Consider the following 14,019-nt stretch of genomic DNA (forward strand, 5'->3'; position numbering starts at 1 on the left):
GGTGCTGGAAGGTTAATTGATGGTGTTATCGAAAGAGAAGCTCCTGATCGAAGCCCCAGTAAACGGCGGCCGTAACTATAACGGTCCTAAGGTAGCGAAATTCCTTGTCGGGTAAGTTCCGACCTGCACGAATGGCATAATGATGGCCAGGCTGTCTCCACCCGAGACTCAGTGAAATTGAAATCGCCGTGAAGATGCGGTGTACCCGCGGCTAGACGGAAAGACCCCGTGAACCTTTACTATAGCTTGACACTGAACATTGAATTTTGATGTGTAGGATAGGTGGGAGCCTTTGAAGCAGTCACGCCAGTGATTGTGGAGGCGTCCTTGAAATACCACCCTTTAACGTTTGATGTTCTAACGAAGATTGCGGAACGCGGTCTCGGACAGTGTCTGGTGGGTAGTTTGACTGGGGCGGTCTCCTCCCAAAGAGTAACGGAGGAGCACGAAGGTTTGCTAATCACGGTCGGACATCGTGAGGTTAGTGCAATGGTATAAGCAAGCTTAACTGCGAGACAGACAAGTCGAGCAGGTGCGAAAGCAGGTCATAGTGATCCGGTGGTTCTGAATGGAAGGGCCATCGCTCAACGGATAAAAGGTACTCCGGGGATAACAGGCTGATACCGCCCAAGAGTTCATATCGACGGCGGTGTTTGGCACCTCGATGTCGGCTCATCACATCCTGGGGCTGAAGTAGGTCCCAAGGGTATGGCTGTTCGCCATTTAAAGTGGTACGCGAGCTGGGTTTAGAACGTCGTGAGACAGTTCGGTCCCTATCTGCCGTGGGCGTTGGATGATTGAGAGGGGCTGCTCCTAGTACGAGAGGACCGGAGTGGACGCATCACTGGTGTTCCAGTTGTCTCGCCAGAGGCATTGCTGGGTAGCTACATGCGGAAGAGATAAGTGCTGAAAGCATCTAAGCACGAAACTTGCCTCAAGATGAGTCATCCCAGTCTATAAGACTGTAAGGGTTGTTGGAGACTACGACGTAGATAGGCACGGTGTGTAAGTGTAGTGATACATTGAGCTAACGTGTACTAATTGCCCGAGAGGCTTAACTATACAACCTCAAGCGTTTTTGAAGAAGAAGCGCAAGAGAGTTGAAAGCTGAATAAAAGCAACAAACTAACTAAACAAAATAAAGACACTCAGAGCAGCTTGTTTCGAAATGAAAGAACAGACAATAAGATAGAGAAAGTCATTAAAGATTTTCCTGATGGCCATAGTGCTGTGGTCCCACCTGATTCCATCCCGAACTCAGAAGTGAAACGCAGTAACGCCGATGGTAGTGTGGGGTTTCCCCATGTGAGAGTAGGGCACCATCAGGGTTTTATTAAGGTAAAGAAACCGCAAGTTAGAGATAGCTTGCGGTTTTTTGCGTTTGGGGATAAGCATTGAACAAACAGGCATAGTAGACAAACAAGCGGTAGGATGGTGGGAGATATTTGCAAGAGGATTTGCAAAAAAGTGAGGGTATATGGCCGCTTGTAAAGCATTAGAGAATCGGCATAACTTTACTTTTTTCTCAAAAATGTTACATTGCTCACATTTTTAACTACCGAGAAGATCCTACATGAAAGAGCTAATGTTTTCCGCAATGAATGAACATGTTGCTTTTTCGTCATGGTTTGAAAATCGGCTTTCAATGGCAAAAAAACGGATTGATTGTTTAGATCAATTCAGAATCCATAGTGCTTTACGAAACCATTCTGATGATTTTCAGTTTGTCTTTTCTGTGCTACCTGCATTGTTACACTATAATATTCCAGATCTTCCCACTTATGTGGAGAATGCTCCTAAAGGTATTTTTAATTTTACCCTTTCATCTACGCAAAAAGCACATCTGTCTACTTATTTTCCCCTTGTAGAAGAGAATAAATCCATTGCCTTTGATGGATTGTATGTGATGGGAAGTATAGGTTCTATTACTCAAACTCGTTTATCAGATTTAGATTTATGGCTGTGCCATTCTCAAGTCTTTACCAAAGAAGAACATCAATTATTACAAAAAAAACTGGCGTTAGTGCAGAAATGGGCTAAACAGCAAGGCATAGATGTTAATTTTTATTTGATGAATCCAAATACCTTTAAGGATAAACAATACAGTAGTGATGTGAGTGAAGAGCATAATGGTTCGGCTCAACACTTTTTTCTTCTTGATGAGTTTTATCGTTCGGCAGTTCGTTTAGCAGGTAAAAGAATTTTATGGCTACATATTGATAATGGTGATCAAGATTATGAGAGTTTTGTTCAACAAGCGGTCATTTCAGGGCAATTAAATGCAAATGAATGGATAGATTTTGGCGATTTTTCGTCCTTAGCGATTAATGAATATTTTGGAGCAAGTTTATGGCAACTTTATAAAGGCATTGAAAGCCCTTATAAATCAGCGATCAAAATTTTATTATTGGAAAGTTACGCTGAAACTTATCCTGAAACCCCTTTGATTTCAAAGAAATTTAAGCAGTTACTCTTATCAGATCAGGCTGTTCGTTATCATTTTGATCCTTACTTAGCTATGTTAGAACAAGTGACGACGTATTTAGAAAATCGTAAAGAATTTGTTCGTTTAGATCGTTTAAGAAGTTGTTTTTATATTAAAGCCTATTATGGTCAACATGATCCTTGGCGTAAAGATGCATTGCGTGAACTCATTTCTACATGGAATTGGAGCGAAAAAGAAGTTCAATGTTTAAATAACAGCGAACATTGGAAAGTAAAACAAGCGATTATTCACCAACAGATGATTGTTGAACAATTATTACAAAGCTATCGTCATTTAATTCAATTTGCACGTAAATTCCATATTGACCCAAGCATCTTACCTCAAGATACCGATATTTTGATGAGAAAACTCTACTCTGCTTTTGAGGTAGTGCCAGGGAAAGTATCTTTAATTAATCAAAATATCGGAAGAAATTTATCAGAAGATGAGGTCACTTTTATTGAGGTAAGTGAAGGTGTTTCGACAAATGCTGGTTGGTATTTAATTAATCATGCACCGTTAAGTTCTTACGATTCAACAAAAAGACATGTCCAATATCAAAGAACATTAATTAAAGCGATTGCATGGGCGTATTTTAATCGGGTTATTACGGCTTCGACACAAATACATTTAGTGAGCCAAAGTATCAGTTTAGATAAATTGAGACGTTTTATTACCGATTTGCGTTTGTCTTTTCCTGCAAAGCCACCTGAATTGAAAGAGGAAGATCTCTATCACCCGAATGAAATTCGAAATCTGATTGTAGCAATTAATCTTGTTGATGATCCTACTAAGGCATTACCTTTGTTGTCAAAATCCGATGTTGCCCAATTAGACCTATTTAATTTGGGTTCTTCAGAAAAAGGAATGATTGGAAGCATGAGTATTATTTATCGCAATATGTGGAATGAAATTATGACTCAGCATTTCGGTGGGAATGATGCTCTATTAAAAGCGTTAAAATTTATTTCAAATAAAATATATCGAAACTCAGCACCACCACAATCAGTCAATGTGGTTTGTTATAGTAGTCAATTAAGAAATGAATTGCAGAGTTCTGTAATGAATTTAGTGAATCGTTGTATTACTGTGCAAACTGGCTCCATTTTCCAACGCCAGCAACCTCAAACATTTAAGATGGCAGGGAAAAAATGGCAGCTTATTTTTAATAAACAAAACCAATTAAAAGACATTGTGGAAGATGAAAATCAAGATGGTCAGTCTGATAGCGACGCTCCTGAAATACAGATTCCGAAAGAAGTTTTTGATTTCGCTAGTGAAGGTTTTCTACAATTTTTCTTTGAAGATAATCCGAATGGTAGTTTTAATGTCTACGTATTGGATAAACAAAATAAAGCAGAGACTTACAGCTACTGTTTAGGAGAGAAAGAAAATAAAGTCCGAACAATTAGCCGGCTTTATACTCAACATACTGTTACTCAACAGCAGGATGGATTGGGTAGTTTTAATTTTCCGCAATTTTATCAATTATTAAAGCAGAATGAGCAAATTCTCATTGTGCCATTTCAAAGCAAACAACATCGAGATTTTTTAGAAAAACAACGTTTAGGATAAGGTTTATTATGTCTACTACAGCACTTGTCAGTCCAGAACTCATTAAAACGGTTGCACTACTTGCAACAAGTGTCACCATTGTTCCTCTCTTTAAAAGACTTGGATTAGGTAGTGTACTTGGTTATCTTGTTGCGGGTTGTTTGATTGGTCCTTCCGGAATTGGTCTTTTCCAAGACCCAGATGTGGTTGTCCATATGGCAGAATTGGGTGTGGTCATGTTTCTGTTCATTATTGGATTAGAAATGCACCCTGAACGCTTATGGAGTATGCGTAAGGCCATTTTTGGACGAGGTTTTTTACAAGTTGCTTTTTGTGGCAGTTTACTTACGCTTGCGGGTATTTTTATTTTAGGTTTACCTAAAGAAGTATCGTTTATTGCAGGAATGGGGTTTACTTTATCTTCTACTGCAATAGTGATGCAAGTACTTGAAGAAAAAGGTGTCAGCACTACCCCTAAAGGTCAACGCATTGTTTCAACCCTTATTTTCGAAGATTTAGCGATCGTACCGTTATTAGCCTCTATTGCCTTTCTTGCACCAACTCAGGCCGATGTTGAACAAGGTGCGAATTGGACGGCGATCGGGGCTGGATTAGTCGGTGTTTTGATTTTAGTGGCTTCTGGCAAATGGTTAATGAATCCGCTTTTTAAAATGATTTCAAAAGCGCATATTCGAGAAATGATGACTGCCGCAGCTTTATTGGTAGTACTTGGATCCGCGTTATTAATGGAGTTGAGCGGATTATCCATGGCTATGGGCGCATTTGTCGCTGGGGTTATGTTATCTGAATCCTCTTTCCGTCATCAGCTTGAAGCAGATATTGAGCCGTTCCGTGGCTTGCTACTCGGATTGTTTTTTATGGGCGTGGGAATGTCGTTAGATCTTTCTCTCGTATTCAATAATCTACTTTGGTTATTGGGCATTGTATTACTTTATGTATTTGGTAAAGGCTTAGCCATCTACATTGTGGCTCGATTAACGATGCTGACGAATCGAGAGGCAATTATGCGTATGGCCATTATGTCTCATGGTGGTGAATTTGCTTTCGTACTCTTTGCGGCTGCAGCAAGTGCCGGTGTTTTTTCTGCAGATAATAAAGCAACATTTACAGCCGCAATTATTGTTTCTATGCTACTTTCTCCATTAGTGGTTATTCTGATTCAACGTGTAGTGAATCGTAAAACAAATAAGACCGATGGAGATTCTACCCCGAATCTAGAGGGTATTGAGTTTGCAGAAAATTTAGAAAATAGCGTATTAGTGATTGGTTTTGGTCGTTTTAGTCAGATCATTTGCCAAGCATTATTAGCTCGAGGTGTTAGTGTTTCCGTCATTGATTCTGATCTTAAAAATATTCGTACTGCCGCTCGCTTTGGTTTCAAAGTCTATTATGGTGAAGGTGAACGCATTGATGTATTACGTGCAAGTGGTATTGAACAATGCGACTGCGTGATTGTGGGGATTGCAGAGCCTGATCGTATTCTCAAAATTGTGGAATTGATTAAACATGAATACCCACTAACACCTGTATTAGCACGTTCATACGATAGAATTAATACAGTCAATTTGATTAAACAACATGTCGATTATCAAGTAAGAGAAACCTTTGAGTCCGCATTGTTATTAAGTAAAGTTGCATTAGAAAAATTAGGTGCAACAGAAACGGAAGCGCATGATGTGATTACGCTTGTTCGAAATTTAGATCAAGAGAGATTACATGAAGAAGTGTTACATGGCTTCTCCGATGAACTCGAGAAAAAATATTGGTCAGTTGAACCTTTTATTAAGCCAACGCAGGAAGCGGAAGCATTAAATGAAGAGACGGCGAGTATTCTCGAAGCGACAGAAGAACATGAGCATTTAACGGTTTCTGATGAAAAAGTGCAGAAAAGTGCATAATTTTTATCTTATATCATAGGGCGGTTTTATATCGCCCTTTTTTCATGCGTTACAAGCGGTTAGAATAGGGTAATTTTTTACAAAACATGGATATTGCATGGTTGCTGAATTTGGCTATTTTTGTTTAATTGCATTAACTTTCATTGCAGGGCTACAATTTTTATTTTCATTGTGGGGTGAAATTCGTAAACAGCCACAATGGCTTTCAGCAAACCGCATTTTAAGTTTGGTTCAGTCTTTGTTGTCACTTGGTTCATTTGGTGCATTAGCCTATGGCTTTATTAATGATGACTTTACCATGAGCTATGTTGCTCAACATTCAAACAGCCAACTTCCTACCTTCTTTAAATTTGCGGCGACTTGGGGAGGGCATGAAGGTTCGATGTTGTTTTGGTTAACGGCATTAGCGCTCTGGACGGGTGTTTTTTGCATTTTTTCAGGCAAAACAGACCGCTTGTTTACCCATAGAACTTTAGCATTTCTATCCCTTGTTATTCTTGGTTTTTCATTATTTATTCTCTTAGCATCAAGCCCTTTTGAGCGGGTGTTTCCCCCGCAACCTGAAGGGCGAGACTTAAATCCTATGCTGCAAGACATTGGATTGATATTTCATCCGCCGTTACTTTATTTAGGCTATGTGGGCTTTGCGGTCACTTTTGCGATGACCATGGCAATGTTACTTGGTGGCGTGTTTGATTATGCCATTGCCCGTTGGATGAGACCTTGGGCAATGATTGCGTGGGGATTTTTAACAGCAGGTATCGTGCTAGGCGCTTGGTGGGCTTATTATGAGTTAGGTTGGGGCGGTTGGTGGTTCTGGGATCCCGTAGAGAATGCATCACTGATGCCCTGGTTATTAGGAACAGCATTAATTCATAGTTTAGTTGTGAGCGAACAGCGAGGCATTTTTAGCTATTGGACGATTTTATTAGCCATCTTTGCTTTTGCACTCAGTTTATTAGGGACATTTATTGTTCGCTCTGGTGTGCTGACATCCGTCCATGCCTTTGCTGTTGATGCTGAACGTGGCTTTGCCCTGCTAATTCTCTTTTTTGCTTTGAGTTTTGTAGCACTTTCCCTTTTTGCCTTAAAAGTGAACCTATGGCAAGGCAATGTCCGTTTTGGGCTTTTTTCTAAGGAAACCGCTTTTTTATTTCTCAATGGACTTTTTACCCTAGCAACCGTCGTTGTGGTACTTGGTACATTTTATCCTATGGTATTTAGTGCAATGGGTTGGGGATCGATTTCCATTGGCGCACCTTACTTTAATTCCGTATTTACGCCCCTTGTGTTATTGCTGTTAAGTATCATGGGCTTCGCTACTCTGTTACGTTGGAAGAATATAAATACTCGCAAGCTGTGGAAACAGGGAATAATCGGTGCTGTGGCAATCGGATTAAGCCTTTTATTAAGTTATGTGATGCAATCTCGTGTCCATACACATTCATTTCAGCTATTGCCAATCGTGTTTAATAGCTTTGCGATTTGGATTATTTTAACTCATTTGCCATATCAGCAATTTATGTGGCAAATCAGACCGCTTGCAATGCGCTTAGCACATATTGGTTTTGCGGTCTGTGTGATTGGCGCTATGATGAACAGTTATTATGGCGATGAAATGGGCGTACGGATGAAGCCACAAGATCGCACAGAATTAGCAAGCTTTTATTTTGAATATGCTAGCCATTACCATGACATTGGACAAAATTATACGGCAGAGAGTGTAGCGATTCATATTTACGATGGCGAACGCTATTTAGATACTGTTTACCCTGAACGCCGTTATTATGATGTGAGAACCATGACGATGGCAGAAGTAGGGCTAGCTCACTACGGTTTAGATGATATTTATGTGGTGATGGGGGATAAGCTAGGGCATAAGGAATACGCATTCCGTTTACATTATAAACCTTATGTCAGGGCATTATGGCTTGGTGGCGTGTTGATGGTGATAGCAAGTCTGCTCTCAGTCCTTGGTTATTGGAGAAAAAGAATATGAAAAAAGGATTGCTGTTTTTGCCTTTAGTGTTGTTATTGGCGGTGGTTTTCTTTTTAGCGATACAGTTAAAATCATCGGATAATATTTCACCGAGCGAAGATTGGCGTGGTAAGCCTGTGCCTGAATTTAACGCAAAGTCGTTATTTGATGAGCAACAGCTTACCAAAGCCAATCTACCCAAAGAGCCGTTTATTTTAAACGTTTGGGCAAGTTGGTGTACTTGGTGTATTAAAGAGTTTCCGATCTTGTTGAATATGCAAAAACAAGGGGTGAAAATTGTGGGGCTAACTTATGTAGATCGACCAGATGATGCTAAATCAGCCTTAACAGAGTGGGGAAATCCATTTTCTATGATCATAGATAGTTATGAAAATGGCCAATTCATTGAGACTCTACGAGTGAATTCTGCACCTATTAGTTATCTGATTGATCACAATGGCATTATTCGTTATCAACAAAAAGGATATAACCCCAATTTTGAACAAGACTTTATGCCAAAATGGTTAGAATTGAAAAAGGAAATGCCATGAGATTTTTTGCTTTTCTTTATGCGATGTTAATTGCAATCATGGCGCAGGCTGAAATGGTAGATACCTTTCAATTTCATTCCGATGCAGAGCGCCAACGTGGGATTCAGCTTGCTCGCTCATTACGTTGTTTACAGTGCCAAAATCAGAACTTAGTAGAGTCTAATGCGACTCAGGCTTATAAATTGCGTTTAGAAGTGTATGAAATGGTGAATGCAGGTAAAAGCGATAAGGAAATTATTAAGATAATGACTGAACGTTTCGGCGATTTTGTTTACTACAAACCGTCGTTTAATCCGCAAACTTGGGTGCTGTGGGGAACGCCTTTTGTTTTACTCTTGATGCTATGTGGTGCAATTCTTTGGCGAGTGAATAGGAATAAACGAAAATGAATCAACGAGATAAGATTAACCAAGCCTATTATCAGCAAGCCGTTTCATTAGCGAATCATCTCTCCGATGAAGAACGCCATGAATTTTTAGCAGAACTGAATGATCGTCAGCAATTTGAACAGTCACAACGTCAAGCACCTTTGCAAAAAAAGAGCATAAAGCGACCGCTTGTGATGATGTTATTAACGTTCACCTTGTTATTAAGTGGTTTATATTATTGGCAAACAGGGCGTTATGAGCAAGTTAAACAGGGGCAAGCTGAATTGCAAGCCTTTAAACAGCAACGGGCGGAAGAGAGTAGTGAACAGCGTAATCAACACTACATTACCCATTTACAAAATCAGTTACGCCAAAATGCAAATAATGGCGAGCTGTGGTTTGAACTTGGGCAAGCATATTCGCTGAATAATGATTTTGAGAGTGCTCTAGTCTGTTTTCGTAATGCACAAACGGTGCTAGGTGAAAAAGCAACGATTTTAGGGGCAATGGCGACGGCAGAATATTATTTACATAAACAACAATTTACACCACAAGCAACACAGTGGGTTGAACGGGCATTACATCTTGATCCCCGAGAGAGTGCAAGCTTGCTTTTATTAGCATCTGATGCTTTTTTTCAAAATAATCCTAAGCAAGCGATCGCTTATTGGGAGCGTGTGTTAGATAACGATAATAACCCCGCCTTAGACCGCAAAGAGATTATTAAAAGTATCAAAATGGCGGAGCAGATGTTAAAAACTCAGTAATTTATGGGGAGCTATTTGCTCCCCATTATGTTTTATTCATTCACTTTTTTAGCTAACATCGTTGCAAAACGTAGTTGGATTCGGTTTCCATTAGCATCGGTTTTATGTAGATGTCCCAAATCTTCATTATATTTAACCAACTCCCAGTCTTGATAATACTGCTTTAATTCCCCTTCTTTAAAGGTAAATGAAAACGGCATAGGGCAAGGGTAATCTTCCGTACTCATGGCACAAACAATCAAGTTATATCCGCCGATTTTGGTATTTTTCTGCATATTCTCAATAATGGCTGGAATGCGCTCACGGTTTAAGAACATCATTACCACCGTTGAAATAATGAAGTCAAATTCCCCTTCGATATTGGCTTGGTTAATATCATAAACCCCTGTACGGATATGCTGAGCCTGCTCTTTTTCGATAATCGTATTCAGGAAGTGAATGCTCTCTTCGCTGTGATCTACCGCAGTGACATCACAGCCGAGTAAATTCATATAGAGTGAATTGCGACCACGTCCACAACCTAAGTCTAGCACCTTGCCAGATTTAATATAATTTGTGGCATTTAACACTTCGGAATGTGTGGTTGTCAGATTATATTTCTTCGCGAAATAATCTTCAGGTTTGCAGTAAAAGGAAAGTTGGCAAATTAAATCATCACTAAGCGCTTCAACTTTATGCCATGCTTGTGGTTCAACAAAAGGTGGCTGGTTATTGCTATCGAAAATAAAGGTTTGCGTGACTTCCCCATCTTCTGTTAATGCGTAGTATTTGAGTTGACCTTGTAGAATCGTCAGTTTTGCCCAAGTGCCTTCTTTGGTATTGTGTTTCTCTTGAAACATTTGCGGTAAGCTTTCTTTATTCCATTCAGGCATTTTTTTGTAACAGATTAAATTTTCCATAGAGATTTCCTTCAATTAATTCACTTTCTAGATCTTATGCCTTTCTCTTTTGAAGGCAATAAAAAACCGACTAATTTAGTCGGTCTTTAGGTTCTTTTTGATATTGATCAAATTTCAAGAGATTTAAACTGTCGAGCAAAATAGATCAAACCAGTTTGAGGTTGTGTATCTATCTCATCAAGTTGCACGATAAAAATAGTATGAGTACCCACAGAGTGCGTATCAATAATTTTGCCATGAAGTGCGGTAATCGCTTCTTTTAACGCAAATTGCCCTGATTTACCAACTTTCCAAATATCCCAAGAAAAACGTTCTTCCATGGTGCTTTCTAACATAGCAGCAAAGTGTTTGGCTAATGTCTCTTGTTGATGATTAAGCACATTCACACAGACTTTGCCATTTTGTTTAATAATATCGTGTAAATCACTATTTTGATTTATGCAAAAGAGCAAGGTTGCAGGGGAATCTGTAACAGATGTAACTGACGAGATGGTCATGCCGACCTTTCCAGCAGTGCCATTACTTGTGACGATACTGACCGCTGACGGAAGATGTGCCATTGCATTTCTAAATTGTTGTACTGAAAGTGTATTCATCTTATTCTTTCCAAACGACGTGATATTCTCTATTTTCAGCATCATGGGATATCAAAAAGCGAGCAAATACATCATCCATCACATCTTGCTCATTGACTAATCCTACCCATACTTCTGCAAACGCATCTGGGTCGATCAATGTACCAATTTCTTGATCCCATTGATCGCTCGTTTCTACCATCTCTACTGCACCACGCTCTTCAAACTGTAAGTTAAAGAGCAAAATATCCGCAGGATCAAGGTTTTCCCCTGCCATTTCTAAGAATATATCGTAAGCAATGTCTATTGCTTCATCTGGCGTTAATTTTGTTGTCATTCTCTTCTCTTAATTAAAAATTGGGGCTGTAGTAGATTAGCACTTATGCTATACTACAAACATGAAGATAACTCGTTGTAAATTAAGTAAAAAAGTTCAAATAAAACTGCTTGAATTTTTTGTTGCACAAGTTACTGCTAGAACAGCAAGTGATTTGCTTGGCATTCAGCACAATTCAGCAGCTTTATTTTACCGCAAAATCAGACTTGTGATAGAATATAATCTCAACCTTGAAGCTCACACTTTGTTTGATGGCGAAGTAGAGCTTGATGAAAGCTACTTCGGTGGCATTCGCAAAGGCAAGCGAGGTCGTGGAGCTGGTGGCAAAACAGCTGTATTTGGTCTTTTGAAGCGTAATGGCAAGGTTTATACTGTTGTTGTAAAAGATACCAAGCAAAGTACCTTAATGCCTATCATCTCAAGCAAAATCAAGCCAGATAGCATCGTTTACACAGATGGTTACAGAAGCTATAATGCTCTTGATGTGAGTGAGTTTAAACACTTTCGCATCAATCATTCCAAAGAGTTTGTCAAAGATCACAACCACATCAATGGCATTGAAAATTTCTGGTCTCAAGCCAAACGAGTACTTAGAAAATACAATGGCATTGACAAGAAAAACTTCCATCTTTTTATCAAAGAATGTGAGTTTAGATTTAACTACAGCACACCATCTAATCAGCTTAAAATATTGAGAAAATGGTGTGGGATTTAGACCTTATCTACTACAGCCCCTAAAAATTTAATACTTTGTCGGCTTCAATAGTCCAATCGGCTAACTCAGCTAAAGTGCCAATTTCTACGCCATCTGCGAGCGGTAATGCGCTAATACCACGTGCATTAGTACAGGTTTTGCAGAGTTTAACGATAGCGCCTTGCGCTGTCAAAATCTCAAGCATCTGTTGGGCGTGGTAGCTTTCTGTTGGACTTTGTTTTGCAAGTCCTGCAACAACAGCATCAGACATTAAGAAGAGTTTAATTTCAGCTTGATGCTGTTCTTGAATTTGTAACGCTAAGCGCAAACCACTAAAAAAGGTTTCATTGCCATAAGGGGCTGAGTTAATGATAAAGAGTAGCTTTGTCATAGTTGCTCCAAAGTCACAAGCGGTGAGATTTTCACGATTTTTTACAAATTTTCAACATTATAGCGGTTTAAAAGCGTTTAGAAATAAGATTTACATATAATATATAAATAAAATAACTGATTTAGATTAAGCAATCGATGAGTCAGATAGTCTGTATTGAAATTGTATGTAGGTGATAGGGATTTCTAGAAGAACGAATATTTATTTGCAATATCTAGATTGATATTTATTATTGGGGGAAAGATATAAATGTAAGTAAAAACTGGCCTAAAGCTTGTTGTGATAAAGCTTTAGGCCTTTTGCTCCATGCTTTTTAAAAAGTGATTTAATCAATAGCGTAACTTTTCTCTGGCAGCAACACAGGAATGCCATTTTCAATCGGATAAGCGACATTCGCCAAACGGCTAATTAAACGGTTGTTTTCTTTATCCCACTCTAATTTTGTCTGGGTGATTGGGCAAGCGATAGTATTAAGCAGTTTTTCGTTCATTCTGTTTTCTCACTAATTCAAGGGCGGGTTCTAATAAACAAGCGGTATCTTGTGCTGAAAATTTTGCAGAAACAGGCACATACCACCAATTTGGTTGAGCAAAGCTACGGCATTTTACCGCATCTTTTTCGGTCATTAATAGCGGTAAGCCGTCTTTCTGCAAAGGTTCGATGATTTCTAATGCGTAAGGCTGATGATCAGAGAAGCCATAGCTCGCTTTAAGTTGAATACCAAGATCTTGTAACATCATAAAAAAGCGAGGCGGATAGCCAATGCCAGCAAGGGCAATCACAGGCTGATGATAAAAATCGGTTATCGGTTTTTTCTCACCTGTTTTTAGATTGATCGTCCATTCAGGTTCTAACTGCATTAGATGTTCGCCGGCTTGTGCAGATTTTCCGTTGCAAATCACCGCTTGCACCGATTTTAAACGGCTTGGAAGCTCTCTTAAGCCCCCTGCCGGTAAGACAAATCCGTTGCCAAAACGACGCTCACCATCGACAACAACCCACTCCATATCTCGTTCAAGGGCGTAATGTTGTAGGCCATCATCAGTAATAATTAGATCTAGCTCAAATTGGCTCAATAATAGCTCAATGCTTTGTCGGCGGTTCGGAGAAATTGCCACAGGGGCGAGTGTCCGTTGAGCAATGAGTACAGGCTCGTCGCCCATTAGTTCGGGATCGCTATCGGCAGTCACTAACTGTGGGAATTGCTTGTTTTTTCCACCATAACCACGAGAGATAACACCAACTTTCACGCCACGCTGTTGAAGCTGTTCGACCAACCACACGACAACAGGTGTTTTGCCATTTCCGCCAACGGAGATGTTTCCCACCACTAAGACTGGCACTGGTGAGCGGTAAGATGTCAGGATTTTTTTGCGATATAACATCACTCGAATTTGGCTAATTAGCCAAAAGAGTAACGAGAATGGAGCAAGTAGCCAAGTGATAAGAGATGTTGTTTGCCAGATTTTCATACTTTCTTCTAATGATAATGGGGCATAAA

The 14,019-nt window shown here is 39.6% G+C and carries 13 protein-coding genes and 2 rRNA genes (1 of these 15 only partly in view); 9 read left to right on the forward strand and 6 right to left on the reverse strand.

The features are described from left to right. The 8 genes from EXH44_RS07580 to EXH44_RS07615 form a co-directional block, all read left to right on the forward strand. Nucleotides 1-1,062 (forward strand): 23S ribosomal RNA (locus EXH44_RS07580); it begins 1,836 nt to the left of the window's first position. Between the two features lie 150 nt (nt 1,063-1,212). Further along, a 5S ribosomal RNA gene (gene rrf, locus EXH44_RS07585) occupies nt 1,213-1,328 on the forward strand. A gap of 245 nt (nt 1,329-1,573) precedes the next feature. Continuing rightward, the gene (locus EXH44_RS07590) at nt 1,574-4,060 is read left to right on the forward strand and encodes a class I adenylate cyclase (protein WP_162856935.1); all 2,487 of its coding nucleotides are present in this window, start codon (nt 1,574-1,576) and stop codon (nt 4,058-4,060) included. Between the two features lie 8 nt (nt 4,061-4,068). Then, complete coding sequence (locus tag EXH44_RS07595) at nt 4,069-5,958, forward strand: monovalent cation:proton antiporter-2 (CPA2) family protein (RefSeq protein ID WP_162856936.1); 1,890 nt, start codon at nt 4,069-4,071, stop codon at nt 5,956-5,958. Nucleotides 5,959-6,055: 97 nt separating this feature from the next. Continuing rightward, nucleotides 6,056-7,957, forward strand: coding sequence for a heme lyase CcmF/NrfE family subunit (locus tag EXH44_RS07600; protein ID WP_162856937.1), 1,902 nt, complete (start codon nt 6,056-6,058; stop codon nt 7,955-7,957). Then, entirely contained in the window at nt 7,954-8,487 is a 534-nt protein-coding gene (locus tag EXH44_RS07605) for a redoxin family protein (RefSeq protein WP_162856938.1), read from the forward strand. The genes EXH44_RS07600 and EXH44_RS07605 overlap by 4 nt, the downstream gene beginning before the upstream one ends. Then, nucleotides 8,484-8,876 carry a heme lyase NrfEFG subunit NrfF gene (nrfF, locus tag EXH44_RS07610; RefSeq protein WP_162856939.1) on the forward strand — a complete coding sequence of 131 codons (393 nt, stop codon included), beginning with the start codon at nt 8,484-8,486 and terminating at the stop codon, nt 8,874-8,876. The genes EXH44_RS07605 and nrfF overlap by 4 nt, the downstream gene beginning before the upstream one ends. After that, nucleotides 8,873-9,622, forward strand: a complete 750-nt coding sequence (locus tag EXH44_RS07615; RefSeq protein WP_162856940.1) for a TPR domain-containing protein — start codon at nt 8,873-8,875, stop codon at nt 9,620-9,622. Before nrfF ends, EXH44_RS07615 begins: the two co-directional genes overlap by 4 nt. Nucleotides 9,623-9,654: 32 nt before the next feature. On the opposite strand, the gene tehB is transcribed toward EXH44_RS07615, so the two are convergent. The 3 genes from tehB to EXH44_RS07630 form a co-directional block, all read right to left on the reverse strand. Further along, a complete protein-coding gene (tehB, locus tag EXH44_RS07620) occupies nt 9,655-10,521 on the reverse strand; it encodes an SAM-dependent methyltransferase TehB (RefSeq protein WP_162856941.1) in 867 nt (288 codons plus the stop codon). Nucleotides 10,522-10,628: 107 nt separating this feature from the next. Beyond that, a complete protein-coding gene (gene hpaC / locus EXH44_RS07625) occupies nt 10,629-11,117 on the reverse strand; it encodes a 4-hydroxyphenylacetate 3-monooxygenase, reductase component (RefSeq protein WP_162856942.1) in 489 nt (162 codons plus the stop codon). A gap of 1 nt (nt 11,118) precedes the next feature. After that, nucleotides 11,119-11,433, reverse strand: a complete 315-nt coding sequence (locus EXH44_RS07630; RefSeq protein ID WP_135674712.1) for an HI1450 family dsDNA-mimic protein — start codon at nt 11,431-11,433, stop codon at nt 11,119-11,121. A gap of 61 nt (nt 11,434-11,494) precedes the next feature. On the opposite strand from EXH44_RS07630, the gene EXH44_RS07635 reads away from it, so the two are divergent. Then, nucleotides 11,495-12,148 (forward strand): IS1595 family transposase, encoded by a 654-nt coding sequence (locus tag EXH44_RS07635; RefSeq protein WP_162856388.1) that lies wholly within the window; start codon nt 11,495-11,497, stop codon nt 12,146-12,148. Nucleotides 12,149-12,167: 19 nt separating this feature from the next. Here EXH44_RS07635 and EXH44_RS07640 read toward each other — a convergent pair whose 3' ends face one another. The 3 genes from EXH44_RS07640 to lpxK form a co-directional block, all read right to left on the reverse strand. Next, entirely contained in the window at nt 12,168-12,518 is a 351-nt protein-coding gene (locus tag EXH44_RS07640) for a DsrE/DsrF/TusD sulfur relay family protein (RefSeq protein WP_135674715.1), read from the reverse strand. Between the two features lie 325 nt (nt 12,519-12,843). Next, nucleotides 12,844-13,008 carry a Trm112 family protein gene (locus EXH44_RS07645; RefSeq protein WP_162856943.1) on the reverse strand — a complete coding sequence of 55 codons (165 nt, stop codon included), beginning with the start codon at nt 13,006-13,008 and terminating at the stop codon, nt 12,844-12,846. Then, nucleotides 12,989-13,990 carry a tetraacyldisaccharide 4'-kinase gene (gene lpxK / locus EXH44_RS07650; protein WP_162856944.1) on the reverse strand — a complete coding sequence of 334 codons (1,002 nt, stop codon included), beginning with the start codon at nt 13,988-13,990 and terminating at the stop codon, nt 12,989-12,991. Before lpxK ends, EXH44_RS07645 begins: the two co-directional genes overlap by 20 nt. Between the last annotated feature and the right edge of the window lie 29 nt (nt 13,991-14,019).

This window comes from Actinobacillus indolicus (assembly GCF_004519515.1).
Classification (GTDB): Bacteria; Pseudomonadota; Gammaproteobacteria; order Enterobacterales; family Pasteurellaceae; genus Glaesserella; species Glaesserella indolica_A.